Source organism: Arthrobacter sp. TmtSoilC51 (assembly GCF_055388015.1).
Genome location: NZ_AP035877.1, coordinates 1,288,346 through 1,306,831 on the forward strand (window position 1 = coordinate 1,288,346; position 18,486 = coordinate 1,306,831).

The 18,486-nt window shown below is 57.3% G+C and carries 16 protein-coding genes and 1 pseudogene; 8 read left to right on the forward strand and 9 right to left on the reverse strand.

Annotated features, from left to right (window positions below; genetic code table 11):
* Positions 1-28: 28 nt before the first annotated feature.
* Both ACZ5G6_RS06035 and ACZ5G6_RS06040 read left to right on the forward strand, forming a co-directional pair.
* Positions 29-961 carry a TM2 domain-containing protein gene (locus tag ACZ5G6_RS06035; protein WP_498690126.1) on the forward strand — a complete coding sequence of 311 codons (933 nt, stop codon included), beginning with the start codon at positions 29-31 and terminating at the stop codon, positions 959-961.
* Between the two features lie 329 nt (positions 962-1,290).
* Positions 1,291-2,156: pseudogene (locus ACZ5G6_RS06040) on the forward strand (DUF8548 family protein).
* Positions 2,157-3,017: 861 nt separating this feature from the next.
* Here the strand turns inward: ACZ5G6_RS06040 and ACZ5G6_RS06045 are convergent.
* Together ACZ5G6_RS06045 and ACZ5G6_RS06050 are read right to left on the reverse strand one after the other, a co-directional pair.
* Complete coding sequence (locus ACZ5G6_RS06045; RefSeq protein ID WP_498690128.1) at positions 3,018-5,813, reverse strand: DUF3427 domain-containing protein; 2,796 nt, start codon at positions 5,811-5,813, stop codon at positions 3,018-3,020.
* Positions 5,814-5,991: 178 nt separating this feature from the next.
* The gene (locus ACZ5G6_RS06050) at positions 5,992-6,393 is read right to left on the reverse strand and encodes a (deoxy)nucleoside triphosphate pyrophosphohydrolase (protein WP_498690130.1); all 402 of its coding nucleotides are present in this window, start codon (positions 6,391-6,393) and stop codon (positions 5,992-5,994) included.
* Positions 6,394-6,776: 383 nt separating this feature from the next.
* Between ACZ5G6_RS06050 and ACZ5G6_RS06055 the strand changes: the two genes are divergently transcribed.
* The 4 genes from ACZ5G6_RS06055 (at position 6,777) to ACZ5G6_RS06070 (ending at position 11,531) form a co-directional block, all read left to right on the forward strand.
* Positions 6,777-8,168, forward strand: a complete 1,392-nt coding sequence (locus ACZ5G6_RS06055) for an APC family permease (protein WP_498690131.1) — start codon at positions 6,777-6,779, stop codon at positions 8,166-8,168.
* 159 nt (positions 8,169-8,327) lie between these two features.
* Positions 8,328-8,936, forward strand: coding sequence for a dihydrofolate reductase family protein (locus ACZ5G6_RS06060; RefSeq protein ID WP_498690134.1), 609 nt, complete (start codon positions 8,328-8,330; stop codon positions 8,934-8,936).
* Positions 8,937-9,455: 519 nt separating this feature from the next.
* Positions 9,456-10,868, forward strand: a complete 1,413-nt coding sequence (locus ACZ5G6_RS06065) for an MFS transporter (RefSeq protein ID WP_498690137.1) — start codon at positions 9,456-9,458, stop codon at positions 10,866-10,868.
* Between the two features lie 330 nt (positions 10,869-11,198).
* On the forward strand, positions 11,199-11,531 hold the full coding sequence (locus ACZ5G6_RS06070) for a transposase (RefSeq protein WP_498690139.1): 333 nt from the start codon (positions 11,199-11,201) through the stop codon (positions 11,529-11,531).
* 348 nt (positions 11,532-11,879) lie between these two features.
* Here the strand turns inward: ACZ5G6_RS06070 and ACZ5G6_RS06075 are convergent, their stop codons facing one another.
* The 4 genes from ACZ5G6_RS06075 to ACZ5G6_RS06090 form a co-directional block, all read right to left on the reverse strand.
* Positions 11,880-12,410, reverse strand: a complete 531-nt coding sequence (locus tag ACZ5G6_RS06075) for an SRPBCC family protein (protein ID WP_498690140.1) — start codon at positions 12,408-12,410, stop codon at positions 11,880-11,882.
* 822 nt (positions 12,411-13,232) lie between these two features.
* On the reverse strand, positions 13,233-13,544 hold the full coding sequence (locus ACZ5G6_RS06080; protein WP_223936195.1) for a hypothetical protein: 312 nt from the start codon (positions 13,542-13,544) through the stop codon (positions 13,233-13,235).
* A gap of 238 nt (positions 13,545-13,782) precedes the next feature.
* Positions 13,783-14,229: a hypothetical protein gene (locus tag ACZ5G6_RS06085; protein WP_498690143.1), complete on the reverse strand. Its 447-nt coding sequence runs from the start codon at positions 14,227-14,229 to the stop codon at positions 13,783-13,785.
* A gap of 166 nt (positions 14,230-14,395) precedes the next feature.
* Positions 14,396-14,854 (reverse strand): DUF4262 domain-containing protein, encoded by a 459-nt coding sequence (locus ACZ5G6_RS06090; RefSeq protein WP_498690147.1) that lies wholly within the window; start codon positions 14,852-14,854, stop codon positions 14,396-14,398.
* A 166-nt stretch (positions 14,855-15,020) separates the two neighbouring features.
* On the opposite strand from ACZ5G6_RS06090, the gene ACZ5G6_RS06095 reads away from it, so the two are divergent.
* Complete coding sequence (locus ACZ5G6_RS06095; protein ID WP_498690150.1) at positions 15,021-15,437, forward strand: hypothetical protein; 417 nt, start codon at positions 15,021-15,023, stop codon at positions 15,435-15,437.
* Positions 15,438-15,536: 99 nt separating this feature from the next.
* On the opposite strand, the gene ACZ5G6_RS06100 is transcribed toward ACZ5G6_RS06095, so the two are convergent.
* The gene (locus ACZ5G6_RS06100) at positions 15,537-16,094 is read right to left on the reverse strand and encodes a hypothetical protein (RefSeq protein ID WP_498690152.1); all 558 of its coding nucleotides are present in this window, start codon (positions 16,092-16,094) and stop codon (positions 15,537-15,539) included.
* A gap of 424 nt (positions 16,095-16,518) precedes the next feature.
* Here ACZ5G6_RS06100 and ACZ5G6_RS06105 point away from each other — a divergent pair, with 424 nt between their 5' ends.
* Entirely contained in the window at positions 16,519-16,809 is a 291-nt protein-coding gene (locus tag ACZ5G6_RS06105) for a DUF4190 domain-containing protein (RefSeq protein WP_498690153.1), read from the forward strand.
* 108 nt (positions 16,810-16,917) lie between these two features.
* On the opposite strand, the gene ACZ5G6_RS06110 is transcribed toward ACZ5G6_RS06105, so the two are convergent.
* Both ACZ5G6_RS06110 and ACZ5G6_RS06115 read right to left on the reverse strand, forming a co-directional pair.
* A complete protein-coding gene (locus tag ACZ5G6_RS06110; RefSeq protein WP_498690155.1) occupies positions 16,918-17,409 on the reverse strand; it encodes a hypothetical protein in 492 nt (163 codons plus the stop codon).
* Between the two features lie 304 nt (positions 17,410-17,713).
* Positions 17,714-18,094 carry a hypothetical protein gene (locus tag ACZ5G6_RS06115; protein WP_498690158.1) on the reverse strand — a complete coding sequence of 127 codons (381 nt, stop codon included), beginning with the start codon at positions 18,092-18,094 and terminating at the stop codon, positions 17,714-17,716.
* Between the last annotated feature and the right edge of the window lie 392 nt (positions 18,095-18,486).

Here is an 18,486-nt window from a genome sequence, read left to right on the forward strand (position 1 = left end):
GCCCCACCCACCGCAGAAGTCGTTCCTCGTGACTTGGATTCTTTCCCTGCTGGTTGGTGTTTTTGGGGTGGACAGGTTCTACTTGGGCAAAGTCGGAACCGGTATCGCAAAACTTCTGACTTTCGGAGGCTTGGGAGTATGGGCGCTCGTAGATCTCATACTCGTACTTGCCAACAAACAGACGGACAAATACCGCCGGCCTCTCGAAGGCTATGACAAACACAAAGTTGTCGCTCTCATCGTCACGGCGGCGTTCATAGTAGTCAGTATTGCCTTGAACGCAACACGCGGGGCCGCCACGTTGCCAGCAGCAGTACCAGTTCCAGCCACCTCGCCGTCTGCGAACTCGGAACCGGCGAAGCAGCCCTCGGCGACTGCTACTTCTGTGCCCAAGCCCTCATCGACACCGTCTGCCGCAAAGACGACAGCGCCGCCTGCCCCTGCGGCACCAAAGGTTGCAACCCAAACATTCAGCGGTGTTGGAGATGATGTCGTAGCAGCTTCCCTCTCTGGGGCACCTGCAATTGTGACATTCACATGTGATCCGTGCAGCCGCAATACCGTGTTGAAAACAAATGGGCGAGATAGTCTTTTGGTCAACACAATCGGTTCCTATACGGGAACTCACATTGTTGATACTTCCAGCGGTTCGACCACTTCAGAGTTCACGATTAATGCTCAAGGTAGTTGGTCGCTGACTGTGGCAGATATCACTACGATTCCCTCGACGACAGGGCCCGTCAGTGGTCACGGCGACCAAGTGATTCTTCTCGCTGGAAAGTCAACGAAGGCGGCAATCACGTATGTCGGTGAGCGGAATTTTGTTGTTCAGGGCTATGGCGGAAGCCGGTCAGAGCTTGCCGTGAACACCATTGGCTCGTATACCGGTACCGTCAAGTTGACCGGGCCGGGCTTCGTGCAGGTCACGTCGAGCGGCGACTGGACGATTGCGCCCAGCTAAAGCTCCCGTTAGTTAGAGTCCCGGACAACGTGGAGATGGGTGGCTGGTGGTTCCCATTTGGGGGAAACCACCGGCCGCCCGACCTGCTAAATATCCAACATCCATGTCATGACATTTCACTCAGAGCAGCGAGTGCTTTGTGACCTGCGCGTCCAAACTCCCAGATATTGGTGGATCGAATGGGCTTTCAATCCGCTCCGTCATGTCCGCGTTCGGTGTTCTGACGACATTTCGGACGGGCCGAAATGTCGTAAAGGCGGAACGTCACGGCAGTTGTTAGAGTCCATCCATGACCACTGAACTCCGCTCAGCAGCGGTAAAACTGGGACGTGTGCCGGACCATTTTCGAAGACGAATCTACGTGGATTGAAGCGGACGGGTATCCCGACAGTCTTGCTCTCTGCATCATCGACTCCATCTTCTCGACTGGAGCGCACTACTCAAGCGTCGTCAATGTTGTCACGGCCTACCGGGCGATGAGACAGGCCCAAGGCGGTGAGCCAAATACTGATGGAGCCCGGAACTGCTGACGTCGTTTGAGGCTGTTGGTGGAAGCAGCGGATGGGCGGAAGCTGTCAACAATCGCAAGCCAGCACACACACATGCCTGTGCACTTCTCAAGGCCGAGGTTGTCTACCGCGCAGCTTTGGCGTTGGCTTCTCTTGAAGGTGGTGCTGTTGAAACCGCTGCGGATGTGCGGACGGAGTTCCTTGAAGATCCGGAGCTGAGAAGGATCAAGAAGGCATGGTTACGCCTTCCGAGTCAGTCCTCTGGAGTGACGTACAACTACCTGCTTATCCTTGTGGGTCTGCGGTCTGTAAAGCCCGATCGAATGGTGATTCGCTTCATCGAGGAACACGCTGACCTGGACGGAAGGCAGATTACGCCGAAGGAAGCGGCCGGCTTGATAGCCCACGTCGCTAAGCTCTATCCAACAGAAGCGCGAAAGCTTGACCACGTGATCTGGCGGCATGGTCTGGCCGCGGCGTGTTTAACCCGAAGGCGTAGACACGAGAAGTTTGAAACTACTCCACTGCTGGAGAGAGCCTGGCTAGTGCGGCGAATCTTCGGAATGGGGCTGTTACTGCGGATCGGCGGACGTTTTCGGAGGCGGCCTTGGCTGCGGCTGGGCTTGTCTCGGGCGAGCGGTATTCGGCGTTTGGTGTGCAGTCGGTTTGGCATCGTACGGCTGTAGGGATGCCGGATACTTTGAAGGCTGGGGGCAGGAAGTGGCGCCTTCTGGGCGCGGGCGGATTTTGATGGCGACCGGGCTCCCCACTGGTAGTGTCTCGTCCGGAATCGCGACCCTGCAAATTCACAAACGGCCAGAGCCGGCAGGTCATTACTAAGCTGCCGAATGGGCGCTCTGGGGTTGCTACGGATACGAGTGTTGTGGTGGCCTCGTCGGTCTACCACCAGCGGCACACGCAGGCCTACAACCGTGGGCCTTCGACGGTTGTGCGCGTTGATGACCCGGCTCGTTTGCCACGAAGATCAACATTCCTCCGGCGTTCGAGCTGGCGAGTGTGACGCTGCCGCAGGGGAGTGCGCTGGTGAATGAGGGGTTGAACATCATGGATATGGCGGTCGGGAGTCTGCCGGTGGGTTGGGGTGATTTAGCACGCCGTTGGATTGAAGCAGGAGTGGGACCCGCCAACATGCGAGTGCCACACTGCTTTGGTGCTGTAACTCAGCAGCGTTCGTTGGGGTCAAGCGGGGGTGCGGCTTGTCGGATCCCTATGTTGAGCCGCAGATGTTTCGTCGCCACTCCAAGGTTGAATGCAGAGTTTCTTTGGAAAGGGCAGCAGCAGTGGCACCGATAAACACGGATTCTACAACCACAACCTTCTACTGCCCGTCGCGCAGCTTCCCGAGGACATGACCGCCCGTCTGGACACGCTCCCCCGGCAATCGAGTGGCCATGGTTGAACTAAGTGATTCCTTGGGTAGTCAGGCGGCATACGACAACAGGCTCGTCTGTAACTCGTTTGTGGGCAGACTAATGCCAAACGTCGGCGGCGTAGGACGAAACCGTGGGAACGAGCTGCCTGGTGTCTCATTCCACCGTAATTGAGCGTTCAAAGTAGTCGTAAATTTCCGGCAAGACTGGTTTTTCAAATTTTAGGTTCATCTGGACGACGCTCAGACTCTCATCACTTGGCATTGTCGTGTCAATTGCATCCTCCGAATGCGCACGACCCAGATAAAAGAAGTCGGCACCGTCGTTGTCATTTTTCTTGACGAAAACATGGATGGCAACGCTGTTGCTAACAATCGGTATAACCTCACCGCTAGTTAGCCGCCGTCTACTCCGAGTAAACCATCTCATGGTGGAATGATCGAGGAGTTCGTCACCGTAGTCGGTACTCGCGGTGACTTCCTCCGCCTTATGATAAGTGACAAATATTGGGCAGCTCATCGTCGAACGGTCGACTTTATAACCATAAATAGTGGACATGAAATTCTTAGGCCAACAAAGCAGTCGGCTGGCATCCTTGCGGGAATACTGCTTTCCTACCACAAACGGATCCCCACCCGAGTACCTGTCCAAGATGAGGGAGTATGCCGTCTCAAGGAGGTCATCTACGCTGTCAGAAAACAGTCGGGAGGTCTTGTAGTTATAGAAAAATTCTGAGCCTAAACAGACGGATTCATCGTCAACCCATTTGACGGCTGCGGTGTACTTGCTACGTTCACTATCAGTACTGAAGCTAGCCGCCAGTGACCCAACCGCGCTATGCACATGCAGAAGATCGGCCGCAATCCCTTCTGCTTCGAATATGCCCTGGATCTCTTCCGTTGTGAGTCGATTAGTTTTGAGCAGTGCTGTCAAAAGAGCCGTCTCATGGAGCCTCTTTGCGGGTAGGACCTCATGGGACAAGAGTGTCAGTAGACGGTGTTGGGCCGGAGTGAGGCCGCCAGAGGTTTTCGTGAGTCGTGACACAAGAGCAGGATAGTTGTCTGTCTTCGTTGCCAAGAGCACGGGATCCACGGATTCGAAACGGTAGAAGTCCTTGAGCCGTGGGATTCCGCCGAGCCGATTCTTTAGCCCGTCAAAGGCGAGCTTAATGTTCTGCATGCTATCGAGTCTGGTGTCTACGATAGACTGAAGTACTCGATGCTGCGATATGCGATCGAAGCGCACACTAGAAAGCCCTGGAAGTACGCCACTCTCCTCAGCAGCGATGAGATTTTGTCGGAGCGACTCTCTGTTGAGTGATTCGTCGCCAAATAAGGCCACTGGAATAAGATAATTTTTTGCGTAGTTACCGATAAAATCTATGACAACAACATATTCCTTGCCTGGGTGCTTTCTTAATCCCCTGCCAAGCTGTTGAACGAAGACAATTGCAGACTGGGTCTGCCGAAGCATGATTACCTGGTTGATGGACGGAATGTCGACTCCTTCATTGAAGATGTCAACAGTAAGGATGTAGTCCAATTCGCCACGTTCGAGACGCTCCACCTGTTCCTCGCGACGTGAAATGGAATCCTCGCCTGTCAAAGCAACGGTCCTGAGAGGTCGTCCACGGAGTCTTCGCTGGTTGAGCTGTCCGGCAAGGCTGGCGGCTTCGTCTTTTGTGCTGCAGAAGATGAGTCCCCGCGGAGGAACTCCGGCCTGCCCATACAACGAGATCGCGTCAATAAGGTGACTGACGCGGTCTCCACTAGCAAGCCCAGCGAGCGAGGGAAGATCCTCCGATACAGTCCCATTGTCTAACTCAAAGTCGGCAATACCGTAGTAATGGAATGGGCTCAACATTCCTTCTTCTAGGGCATGGTTCAGCCGAATCTCGTAGGGGACGTTGAAATCGAAGAGCTCGTATATGTTTGTCCCGTCAGATCGCTCTGGCGTGGCTGTAACGCCCAGAAGAAATTTGGGACTGAAATGTTCGAGTATCCGGCGATAGCTGCCGGCTCCAGCACGGTGAACTTCGTCGATGAGAATGTAATCAAAAGTGTCCCGTTCGAAATGCTCCAAGACATCGGGACGCGAAAGAGTCTGTATCGTCGCGAACACATACTTAGTATGGAGATTCTTCGAACTGCCTGAAAGTTTGCCAAAGTCGGTCCCTGCCGAGCCTAACACTCGTTGGAACTCATTGATGGCTTTGTCGATAATTTGCTCTCTGTGCACAACAAAAAGCATGCGCGCAGGATTCACCTGACGGACATCTAGGGCGGATAGAATCGTCTTACCGGTTCCTGTCGCGGAGATTACCAGTGCTTTGGAGGCCCCCGCTGACCGCATTGCTTGAATAGCCCTCAAAGCGGTCAGCTGCATAGCGTTGGGAACTATCGTCGTGAGGGTTGCCTGGTCCTCAGCAGACGAGAACGGTGACGTGCCTGCTTCGGTGGATTCGCTCGCAAACTCAGTTCGACTTGTGCCTGTTCGATTTCCTGAATGGGAAACTTCGCGTGGCGGGCGATAAGACGTTCTGTACTGTTCGATCCAGTCGGATGTAAGAGCGTCTGAATCCTTTATCTCACATTCCAGCAGCTCTTGGATTTGTGCTGCGAGGTCGCTGTTATGGGAGGCGGCGACTTTGAGATTCCACTCGTGGTTCCTGACAAGAGCGTTCTCGGTCAGGTTAGAACTTCCCAGGATCGCGGTGACATTGTCCGCATGTTGGAAAACATACCCTTTGGGGTGGAAGTCACTGCGATGGTGCAAGCGGACGTCAATGGAGCCATGTGACAGCTTGTTCGGCCTGGCCAAATTGAGAAGCTCTGAGAATGCGTCTGGCGAGTTGAACCCCAGATAGTCTGACGTAATTATTCGTCCAGTGCCGCTAAATTCGGCGAGTTCCTGTTTGAGGAGAGCAATGGCGCGAGGTGATACAAAGGCCACCGAAAAGGTGAACGATGTACAATTCTTTAGATTCTGTCTCAGAACCCTAAGCATAGTATTGTCCGGGGTATTAAAAACAATCTCCGGGCTAAAGTGTCTAGTTGTCGGAAGTTTTCGATTCAGGTATCCGAACCGTATATCTTGTTCTAGGACAGCTGAAGCCGGAGCCCAGTGAAAATCAACCATTTTTTGTGAGGGAAGACTTAATGATTTCTACCGCAGGAATGTCAGCAGGGGCCCACGTCAAGATTTCGAGTTTTTCCGGCGCGAGCCACAAAACATCTGCGTGCTCAGTAAGCCTCGGCTCTCCCATCACGAGTTCGCAGTAGAAAGTTGTGAGTCTCACGATTCCGAAGTCGTACTTGTGAGCAGTGGTCGTGATTTCCGCGCCCACTTCCACCTGACATTGGAGTTCTTCCACGATTTCTCGCTCAAGGGCCTCTCTGGGAGATTCGCCGGATTCTATTTTTCCGCCCGGGAACTCCCACAAGCCTCCTAGCGCACTGCCATGGCCACGCTGGGCACAGAGAACTTGACCGTCTCTTAGAATTACCGCACCAACAACGTTGATCTGCTTCACAGTAAGTACCTCGTTTCGTCGTTCCCAGTCTAGGGGAGCCGACATGGCGGTCTTGTCGATTCCTGGGGTCAGTGCAGTCGTTCGACGGTCGTCGATGAGCCCCGAGATTGCCGTCGGATTTCAGCTAATAGGAGTCAATATTCGGATGTCGGGCTCATAAGAGTCCGTCCCGGGTGCCAGGATGCAGCGGAGCGGGGTTCTGCGTCACATATTGACTGTGATGCGGCTCACCGCTTTAATAAACGAACGTCATTCATTTATGACCGTTGCCGAGGTTCTCCTCCACGGTTAGCCGAAGGGCTAACAATCCCATAGCCATCTGCGCGAGCCCGACCCCAGCTCCGCCGCAGTTCCCAACCCCGTCAGTAGACATTAGGATCCCCATGACCCCCACGTTTGAAACAGATACACCGGCAGGCGAGAAGCCTGTGGGGCCAACTTCCGCGCAGAATGCAAACCAGGGATGGCGCCGCGTTCTCGGTGTTCCGTCGCTGGTGTTGCTGGGCTTGGTTTACATGGTGCCGCTGACGATCTTCAGCACTTACGGTATCGTCGTGGAGCTGACGGGCGGGCGCCTCTCGGCCGCGTACGCCGTGACTCTTGTGGTCATGCTGTTCACGGCCCGCTCGTACGGCCGGATGTCGCAAGCGTTTCCGTTTGGGGGATCCGCTTACACGTATGCGACACGGTCATTTGGAGCCGGCCTTGGTTTCATGGCTGGATGGTCGCTCCTGCTGGACTATCTGCTTCTGCCGATGATCAACTACCTGCTCATCGGCATCTACATGGAAGCCGCATTCCCCGCGATCCCTGCGTGGGTGTTCATGATCGTCTCCATCCTGGCCGTGACGGTACTGAACATCTTGGGCATCACCGCGATCGCCAAGGCCAACTTCCTGGTGGTGGGACTGCAGGGGCTCTTCATCGTCCTGTTCGTTGCGCTGGGACTTTCATCCATCACCGGCGCCGGCAACCTCGACTTGATGGCCCCGTTCACCGGCGCCGATGGGGCCGAAGGCGTCTCACCGATTCTGGCAGGCTCAGCGATTCTGTGCCTCTCGTACCTAGGATTCGACGCCGTTTCGACCTTCGCCGAGGAAACAAAGGACCCGAAGCGCAACCTGCCCAAGGCCATCATGCTCACCACAGTCCTGGCTGGCGTGATCTTCCTTGGGCTCGCGTACATCAGCCACCTGGTACTCCCGGTCAGCACGTTCAATGACGTGGACGCAGCGGCCATCGAGGTCATTGGCGCAGCCGGCGGAAACCTGCTCGTCGCCTTCTTCACCGCCGCATACATTGCAGGAAGCCTTGGATCGGCGCTGACCTCCCAGGCGTCCGTGTCGCGGATCATTCACTCGATGGGTCGTAGTGGGGTGTTCCCCGCTGCGCTGGGCAAACTGCATGCTCGATTCCGCACACCCGTGCTTCCGATTCTCTTGACGACAGCCGTTTCGCTGCTGGCCTTTGTACTGGACCTGCTCACCATTTCGTCACTGATCAGCTTCGGCGCGCTGGTCGCGTTCTCCGTGGTCAACCTGGCCGTCATCAAGCACTACTTCTTCGATGAGAAGGCACGTGGTGCGCGGGGCGTGGTCCACAACCTTGTGCTGCCTGGCGTTGGCTTTGTGCTGACCATTTGGTTGTGGACGAGCCTGAGCGGATTGTCGATCGGCTTTGGGCTCGCTTGGGCCGGCGTGGGCTTGGCGTACCTGGCCTTCCTGACCCGCGGGTTCCGGAAACCGGCGCCGCAGTTGGAGCTCGAGGAAGTCTAGAGACCGCTGCTAGCGCCGACGTTTGGTGAGGCCGCAGCGGCACGTGCGTTCGCCGTCGTCGATGTTCTCCGGTGGCCGTTGCTTCGCAAGGCGTCCTGTGGAAGCCTCGGAGTGATCCCGTCGCCGGGGTGACGACGGGCGGACGAGAAGGAGCCCGGCATGGGACTCATCCATATCGACCTGTTCACCACGCTGGACGGCGTCGCGCAAGCGCCGGGCGGACCTGAAGAGGACCCGGCCGGTGGTTTCAGGTTTGGCGGCTGGCAGGCGCCTCTGTTCGACGACGTGGTCGGCGAACAGGTCGAATCCGGGATGGTGGGGATGGACGCGCTGCTTCTTGGGCGCCGGACCTATGACATCTTTGCCGGGTACTGGCCGCATCAGGACGGCGGCATAGCGCAGCTGTTCAACCGCATCCCGAAATACGTGGCCTCGCGCCAGACGCCAACCCTGGAGTGGGCCGGATCCACTCTGATCGGTCCTGATGTGGTGGCTGCCTTGAACGAACTGCGTGGCAGGCACGAACATATCCACGTCATTGGCAGTCTCGACTTCGTGCAGACGCTGTTCGCCGAGCGGCTCTTCGATCGGCTCACGCTTTGGGTGTATCCGATCCTCCTCGGTGGCGGGAAGAAGGTCTTCGCCGATGGGGTGGTTCCGACGAACCTGCAACTCATCGAGCCGGTGGTCGCCTCGCCGAAGGGTGCCGTGATGCAGCGTTACGCCCTGGTTGAGGGGACGCCTGGGGTGGGGGATATGTCGGCGTAAGGAACGTGTTCACCGGTAGCGCTGCTGTCCTCTGATCCGCAGGCTCCACGGCAGCCATCGCAAATGGCGACGCCGGCCGAATTCGAGGCGGTCCACTACGCGCCCCCGGAACTCGTATGACTGCGGCACGGACCCTGCGCCGGTTCAGTCAGACCGTGGTGAGAGTCGACGGATACAACCAATTAGCTTGTCAAGCTCTTGACCGGGGCGGATCCCACCCTTAGAGTTCTGATATATGAGTCATATGTCACATGTTGCCGACCCCGACTCGAGGTTTTGATCTCGATGGGTCGGCGCGAGGGAGCCGGAAAGCAAGGCCTTGCCATATCCGTCTCGAACAGCAGTGATACATGACGACGCCGAAATCGTCTCGCGAGTCCTGCGCGGCCATATCGGCTGGCATCGAGCCAGTCGGCATCGTCCACCGGTCGCTAAGGGCTGCGGCTGTCCGTGCGTCTAGGAAACGGCGCTCTGGTGCCGTCAGCGGTTTGCGCTGAAGCCAGAAGGGAACAAATCTCAATGATCCATCCGACCAGCACGACGGCCTCCGTCGACACCTCCATATCAAAAGAGACCAGCTCCAAGTTCAAACGCCGCTTCATGGTGCGGCTTGTCGCAGTCTTCATCGGCGGGATGTTCCTCGACGGTTACATCCTCGGAATCATCGGCCCCGTCACCGGACCCATGCGGTCAGATCTCCAGCTCGACGCACTATCTCTGGGCATGATCGCGGCAGGCCCGCTGGTTGGCATCTTCGTCGGCTCCCCACTGGCCGGCTGGGCCACTGACAAGTTCGGACGCAAGCCCATGTTCCTCGTGGACATGGGCCTGTTCCTGGCCGCCTCAGCGGCCCAGTTCTTCGTAACCTCCGGGGACGGCGCCGTGATCCAGCTGGCCACCATCCGGTTCTTCATGGGCGTCGCGATCGGCGGCGAATACTCAATCGGTGGGCCATTGCTATCAGAGTTCTCCCCTCCAAAGCTCCGCGGGCGATTGCTCGGGCTGACCCTGATCGCCTGGTACGTCGGCTTCATGATGGCATTCATCATTGGCACGCTACTGCACGACGCCGGCACTCCATGGCGCCTCGTCATCGGCACGAGCACTATACTCGCCGCCGTCCTGTTCGTCGCCCGCATCGGCCTCCCCGAATCGCCGAGCTGGCTCATCACAAAGGGGCGGCGCGATGAAGCACTGGCGATCGCACGCAAGTACGTCGAATCACCGCAAATGCATGACAGCATCACCGAAGAGATCAACCTGAGGATGGTACAGGAGGCGCAAGCCGCAAAGGACAGAAGCACCATCAAGAACGCTTCCTTCTCAATGCTGTTCTCGAAGCAATACTGGCGAACCACCCTCTTTACCGCAGGCTTCTGGTTCTGCGCGGTCACCCCGTACTTCGCGATTGCGACCTTCGCTGACGAGGTGCTCAACCAATTCGGGTTCGGCGGCGGCTGGGCTGGGGGCGTCGGCCTGTCCGCACTGGCGGCCGCTGGTGTTGTCACCACCGTGCTGCTGATTGACAGGCTCGGCCGGCGGATCCTCACCGTCCCGGGGCAGTGGCTTTGCGCCGGAATCCTGTTGGTCATTGGGGTCTGGGCGGACGCACCGGCCATCCTGGTTCTGGCCCTGTTCCTGGCCTTCTCCTTCTTCAATGCCGGCTACACAACGATGACCCAGGTCTATCCGGCCGAGGTTTTCCCCGGCCACCTGCGCGGCATCGGTATGGGCTTCGCCGCGGCCTTCAGCCGCATCGGCGCTGCACTCGGCACCTTCGCCCTGCCCTGGGCGATCGCCAATATTGGCATGGGCCCAAGCATGGTGGTGGCCGCCGTCGTCGCATTACTCGGTGCGGTCCTCTCGCAATGGCTCGCGCCTGAGACGAAGGGGCGCACCCTCGCCGAGATCTCAGCAGACTTCTGCCACTGACACCGGGACTACGGTGACTTCGAGTCAGAGCTAAGGCGCTCGGGCGGAAAAGGGGCGTCAGCGGTTGGAGGCCCGCCAGTCGATCCGGTCCGTGCTCCACTCCGGAGCCGAGAAGCTCATTGACGGCAACGTCCATGACGGTGTCACCGACTTGCTGGGCGAGGTCGATCGTGACGTCGTCGAGCTCCGGGCATTGATTGGCGACAGCCTAAGCAACCTCACCGGCGTCTCTTCGCGGGCAATGCTGGAGGCACTGGTTGGCAGTGAGCGCGACCCAGAAGTGTTAGCGCAATACGCGCAGAAAAGCATGCGGTCAACATCTTCCCCACGTTGGCGCATCTGGCCTCATGGGGCAGTGTCTGCCCCGGCTCGAATGAGTCCGCCGGAGACATCAAATCCACCAGAACCAGACCGGGCAATAGCTACCTGAAGGCTGCCCTGGGCACGACAGCGCTGATCCTGAACAAGGCCAGAAACCGAGCCGTCCGCCAGCTCAAGACCCTCGGCTACGAAGTCAGCCTCACGCCAGCCGGTGCATATCCACCCTTAACCCTCATGGGATTCCGACGTCTTATCGAACCGGGTAGCCGGGCTCTTCCGCGGCTTCAAGCACGTCCAGTGGCCACTGGGTCAGAAACGACCACGGCAGGTTCTCCTTACTGAGAAAGTTCACCCGCCCCCAAGGTGAAAGGGCGTTCGGACGGCCTGGGTAGAGATCGCGGATCGCTGAACGCTCGAGCTGCCAGGGGCCCAAAATCCCGCGCGAGCCAACAGAATCTCATACAGAATTCCACGTGTGTCGTGATCTCGCAGTGCTCAATTGGCTGCCGATGGTCAAATTGGCTGGGGGAGTCTGCATTCCACGCCCAGGCGTTCTGGTAGTTCCGAGAGATATTGTGCCGTCCCCCTCCATGTCTTCCCGGCGGGTATCCCCGCTTAATCTGGCCAAAAGACGTACCCACGCCTGGTGTGTGGGCGATGTCGAGTGCATCCTCTTTTAGGTGATGGATTTCACTGCTCGGCATTAGGAGGAGCATCTGCGACAGCCGCTTGAGGTTGTTCAACAAATGCTTTCACCCGTTCGACATACTGTCGGCAGTGGAGCCTGTAGTGCTTTTCATAGTGATGGAAGTGGCCTGCGGCTTCAGTTGGCAGGCTGAAGTACTGCCCGTGTTCAAGAACCGTTACCCCGTCCGCTTCGCCTCGCAAGAAAGTCCGCCCACGCGCACGTGGATCCTTGTCACCCAGGGTCCGGGTAATAGCCAGTTCCAGCGGAATCTCTTCCACGACTTCTATGGCCGAAACATGCTCTAGTCCATCGCGCATCGAGATGAACACCTGGATCTCACCGGCTCCCTCCTCGCCAGGAGCTCGGAAGCCTCGCACAACATCCGGGGAAACCAGGACGCTGTTCTCCGCTGGCTTGATGAAGTCCCAGACCCGCTGTCTTGACGCATTGATAATGGCAGAAGCAGATACATAGTGCACGGTAGCTTCAGCCGCTGGCGGCGTGACCTTCTGGCGTTCGAACCAAGGACTCATGGCCAGAGTGTTTCATCGCCGGTGCTGACCGGCAAGCCGCAGTTCCGCAGTGGTCCCTCCCGGACTACGTCTTTTTGGGTGTTCCACTTCTAAGGAAGTGGGACGCGTTGGCATAACCAGAACTGCGGGCGCGTCGTCCCCTTGGTCATCTTTGGCGAGCGTTTCGCAGGGGCGTGCGAAATGTAACGTATGTGGTACGTTCCGTGACGCAGCGACCGGCCCGGTCATCAAGGCTTCCCTTAGTTGCCGCGACGGAATAAGCCAGCCCAAGGCTCACTGCTAGGTGCGCCGCTCATCCCCGTCCAGGTACTCGCTCATGGTGAAACACTTTGAAGCTCTGCGGGGAAATGTCGCGTACGACCAAGCATCCCCTGTAAGCCGAGTCTCGGCTTCGCCAATTCGAGCGACGCGGTTGAGACGGGTCGGATGCGATCCGGATTCTGCGACGCTTGACCCTTGGACGAGGCCGTCCACAGCTACCAAGCATCGAAGACGTCTTGAGCTGTCCTTAGCTACAATTTTCGGGCCCTCCAGAATGACGAGCTGTGCACCGGGGCGCGCGAAGGGCCTTGCGAGGTCCGGGACGAGGAACCCGACTTTGTAAAGGCGCTCATTTGACGCACCAGCGACCTCGACTTCCTCGAGGTGGATGCATAGCATATCGTCAGCCGTTGCCGGCACCCAGGTTGCACCTCGCTTCTCCCCCCCCCCCGGGAAGACGCATGTAGCGGCATAAACTGTCGCCGTCTGGGGTGCAGTTTTGCGCCGGCTCTCCTCAAGAGTCAGCCATTACGTCGCAACCAAGAGCGGTCAATTGCATCGTCACGACACCGAAAAGTGCTTGAGGGTCTTTGGCCACAAAATTACAAATTCGTCGGCCTCGATGGGCCTGTACGCTGCCCGGGCATCTGTCCACCGTGGCTGAGAACTCAACGCCGTCATCACATCCGCAAACGCCTCCACCGGCCGTTCTGTGTGAACGAAGATGTTCATCTCGCCTGATCCAAAATCGTGCCCGTCCACCACTCCGTGCGATTCCGGGAGTTCCTCCAGAAGCAGGTCTTCCATCGCGATAAGTTCGTCGTAGTCAACCTCAGAGCGACCTGGCCATTGCAAAACGAGGATGTAATTCATAACTTCCTACCAAGATGAAATGCTGCAAAAATACTCAGAGCAAGGCTCCGAGTGGAAGCCATTGAAACAAGGACTCTTCAAGTCCCCAACACAGCTCGACGAGCTTTTCCCATTTTCCGTGATGAGGTGCAAGATATGGCGTTGCGCAGAGGCTACTGAGGTGTCAGGCGGGGTCAGAACCGTCAATCGCCAAGGAGACGCACGGTGAAGGATCCTTCACCGGGCGCTGTTTCAGCGGTCATACCTCTTCGGAGTGCCAGTAGGAAAGCGCGGCAAATGCGGCGCCTCCGAGAATTCCGGTGGCAGCAGCCGTCACCCAGCGATCCGCATGCAGTACCAAGGGAAGAACACTGAAGAAGGCAAAGGTCGCGACGGATGTAGATACCAGTGCTACACCACCTGTGAACATCGCACGCCTCGATCGGGATGACGATTCTGGCACTACGCGCTCAAAGACATCGACGATTCCGGCAACGAGAAGTCCGAGAGCTGCTGTGGCTAGCGTGATGAAGAACAAGGCGAACAGAGCCCATAGGAGCTCCCCAAGCTTTATTGGCCTACCCCACCCCAAACTGAAGAAATAGACGGCCGATCCAGCCACCCCCAGGATGACGCCTAGCAAAAGCAAACGGGGTTTCAACTCACCGCGGCGCCACCACCCAGGGCGTGCAGGTTTTCCAACCATCGTCGAGCGCTGCCTTCCGGAGATTCTTGATAATCAGTCCAACGCCATCGCCGGCTAATTGGGAGCAATGCTATCGGACTACCTGCGGTAGCAGGAGCTCCCGCACGACTGCCCGTTAAGGGATCCCGCAACGGGCGATGTTGCGATCAAGCAAGAACCCAGAAATTTACTTGAAGGAGTCGGGTACTGGACCCAAGAGAGGTTGCGCATCCGCAGGATTGCGGTAGGACGACTCCCAGGGCAATCGTCCGGTGGAGTCACTCCAAATTGCTTGTAGGGCCTTTACTTGGCCGTAAACTTCTGCCACCGCCGTCAGTCCAGCGATGTTCTCCACCGAGATGAAAGCGATGGGAGCTGGAGGTTCGGTGAGGTCGGTGGTAATGCTTCCCGGGACGAAGCGTTTACCTGCTTTTACTTCTTCACCCATGAGGTTCAGGAAGGCTTGAGCCACCTCGAACGGCAGGCCCTCCATGACAATCTCTGGATGCCCAAGGGCTGTGAGGCCAACGGTGTAGGAAAAGGCAGCCTCATCACCCGCGCCGACATGACGTACCGCCCACCCGTGCTCTTGAATCAACGACAGCAGTTGATTGAAGACGGGGTTATGGCTGGCCTTAAGTTTCACGGACTCAATCTAGCAACCTTGTGAAAGCTCTGCCGCCAGTCGCCAGCGGTGTCCATCGCCTGCACGCCCGGATGGAGATCGCCCTCCATGTGCTCTGCTTTGCACCCAGCGCTACTGTTGACCGGACCGCGCGATTCATCGGACATGGCAGGTAGGGAGACCGACGTTGGGAAAGTACTTTGAGCATGAAGTTCTTAGGGGCTTCTACCTGGAAGACAGCTGGGTATTGGACATCAATGCAAGCCGAGGACAGCTTGTCATCACTGCGGAGTTCGTACTGACCGAGGAACACCCCTCTTATGCCCCGGCACGCCCTGGAGAGCAATACTGCTACCGCAAGGGGGTGCTGGTGTTCGATGGTGTAAAAGATTTGACCTGGACGGGTCAGCTCAGTTCCCGGCCTTCGCGTGACCCTGACGGGTCAGTCGACTACGGCAATATCGACTCACTCATCATCGAGGGAGACCACTACACCGTTGAAGGGGGTCTCGGCACAATCGACCTCCACGCTGCATCCATCCGCGTGGCACTGGTCTCGGACGGCACGATTCTCACTTCGCCCGGCGCCGCTGCTAACCTCTAGCACGCGTCCGGTGAAGGGATCGGCTTACGCGACATGTCGTTGACTGGTCTTGGCCTTGTCTAGGCGCTTAGAAAGCTACGGCCAGATACCCTGATTGCGCTATCCGCAGGCCCAGTCGAACGTATCGGATTCCAGATCGAATTGAGCGTTGCCGCCACCGCCGAAGTTGAGCCCCGAGATCTCTTCCAGTTCGAGGTACCAAGGAGTAAGCCCGTCAGGCATTGCTTGGACGGGGAAGGCAGTTCCGCCCAAGTGGCTTCTGGCGAATAGGGGTTCTGCCCAGTCCGCGAGACTGCCCGCACCTGTTGCAGGATGGACATACCCATCGGGGCCGACCTCATCTCCCCAGAGTTCGACGGGTATCTTGCCAGCATTCGGATCGACTCGCGGAATCAACCAAATGTCGCTGATTGGTTCGACGTTGTCCCAAGCATTAGTACCTTGTGATTCGTCGACATGCTCACCCTTGGCACGAAGATCGGGACGAGCTGCCGTCGGGCCGGCAGCCAACTCATCATGCATGAGCCAGAGGATGGCAAATTCTCCGTCGATCAGGTGTCTGCGCCTAAGCAGGCCGGGATGGTTCTCGGCTGCTGCAAGGTCGCGTAGGAACGGGTCGGTTGACTCAGCGCTCGGGATGGGAAATTTGTCTTCCACTGCGAAGTGGCCCTCACCAGCAAATATGGCAATCCCCGGAAACTGGGGACCGCGCCTTTGGAAGTCTGTGGGTAGCCAGAGAGTCAGCACATGCATCATGGGCAAACCAGTGTTGAGGCTTCGTGGCCAGTGTTCCCAACGAACGCCCGGCCCATGACTTCCTGTCCACCCTGAGGGCGGCTGGCTTGGCAGGGCAGCTTCGGCAGTTCGTCCTGGTGCTTTGCCAAGGCCAGTGCCACAACGAAAGGCCAGGTTCCAAGCGATCATCTCGGTCATGGCACCACCATATGGGGTGAATGATCCGATCAAGACCTATCGGACTCAAGCTGCGCCCGGTGAAGGATCCTCTACCGGGCGGTCATGCGGGAGCCTCTGCTACGTGGCTAGACTCAATTGACGCTTACGAAATGGGGAAACTGTGAGTATGTCATCTACGAAGGCACCGGTGACCACTGGCCGGACTAACGTGCTGGCCATTGTGGCCGTTGCCCTGGCCGGTCTCGCCTTTGCCGGTATTTGGTTCTTTGGCCTCGGGATTCTTGCGACTTTTGCTGTGGGGGCTGGACACGTCTCGTTGAATCAGATCAAGCGAAAAAATGAGAGGGGTCGCTCTATGGCGATAGCGGCCCTCGTACTCGGCTACGGACTAGCCACCTGGGCCCTACTCAATGTGCTGACCTACATCCCTGTTGCACTACAACAGATGCCTGGCTAGACCTACTCCTCATTACGGCCCGCTGAAGGATCCCTCAACGGGTGCTCAGGAATCCGCCACAAGCCCGGCGAAGAAAATCTACTGAGGAAAGGGCTCGTCGGGCTGGGATCAGGACTGCTTGGAAAGGACGTATTTCCGGTCCAAGTTGTCCACACCTCCTGGATAGATAGTGATACGAACGGCCCCATCGTTGTCTTTCTCAACCAACAGATCTCGACGCACCTTTGTCAGATCAGTTTTCCCTGGGTCGGTGACTCGCACTATTACGCCGGATTGATTCTCGTATCGGGCCTCTGATTTATCCAGCCGAGGAGCGAACTCCCAGATCCCGGAGGACGATATGGCCGAAGTCCTCAAATATTCCTCAGAGAGGCTGTCCAGAGGAAAATCCTTGACGACCAGTGTGTTATCGGCGTTCAGTTCCAGAGTCGCGGCCGGGACATCTTTGCCAACAGAGCTTTCGCCGGCGGAGTAGACCCATGTCCCGATCAATTCCTCCCGACCCACTTCAGGCCTGTGACCGCAGTCTGAGAGGAGTAACGCTGAAGCGACTATCGCTGCTGCCTGAAGACCCCGAACGCCTACTGGTCTAACGGTCATCAATGGTCTCTCCTGTTTGGTGCGGCTGTTCTTCCCGCTGGGCTCAGGTTAGCAAGAGTGCCCGAAACTCAACCCAGCATTGTTTGCCTTCCGGTTTCGTGCAGCGTTTTATGCAAATGCAGTTGTTGGGATTCCGCGAATCCACGCGGCGTCAGCTCGTAAGCCTCGGCTGCTTGTCGCGGGCGCGAATATGACCGTTTGAGGATCCTCGACAGGGCGTTGCTTTCACCCAGTACAAGGGCCACCTAGCGTGCCTTCGGCGTAATCCTGGCAGGTAGTGCGGCGAAGCAGCGTCTCTCCCTGGTTACAGGGATCGGATGACTTGAAGCAACTCTTCTCCCGAGCGAACAAATGACACGTCCTGGTCGAGACCTTCTGGCAAGTGAAAGCGCTGTGCCTCTTCCGTGATGCACGTTTGGTATCCAACTGGAAGGATGACCCAGCCGGCCGCCCGAGCTCCTTCAACGAGTAGGTCCCAAGGCTTCTCACCTCCGACGTGATTAGCCAACATACTGTCACCATCGAGGTAGACGTCGACCGAACCGTCTCCGTACTCCACGAGTGCAAAATTCTGCTCAGGATTCTCACGCACGATGAATGGCTGAAGGATCTGGCGCACTATCTCCCCTCCACCGGAGGCCTTATCGCCGTCTTTGAAGCGCTGGAAGTACACATCGAAGGACACGAACACATGTTGTCACATCGGCAGGATGAAGACACCGGTCAATGTCCGGTGAAGGATCCACTACCGTGCGCGAGTGTGTCACCCGATTTACCCCTATCGCGGGCGTTCTTCACCCTCTGAGTGACGGGATGACAGATCCGAAAGTTTGCGTCGAGCGCCTCTCCCTTGGAAAGCCGTCCGCTGGCTTGTTACGTGATGATGACGCGCGAATGTTTTCTGCGAGATGGCCGTTTTGTTTTTTGGAAACCTTTGCAGGTTGTATTCGTGCGTTCCGAGGGAATTGAGGATCGTATGATAAGGCGCCTTTCTGTATATTGACTGGATTTTGTTTGGCAAAACCCTTAATGGGGGATAGTCTCCTCCCGCTAGTCGAATTTGGGGGCTCCTGACGG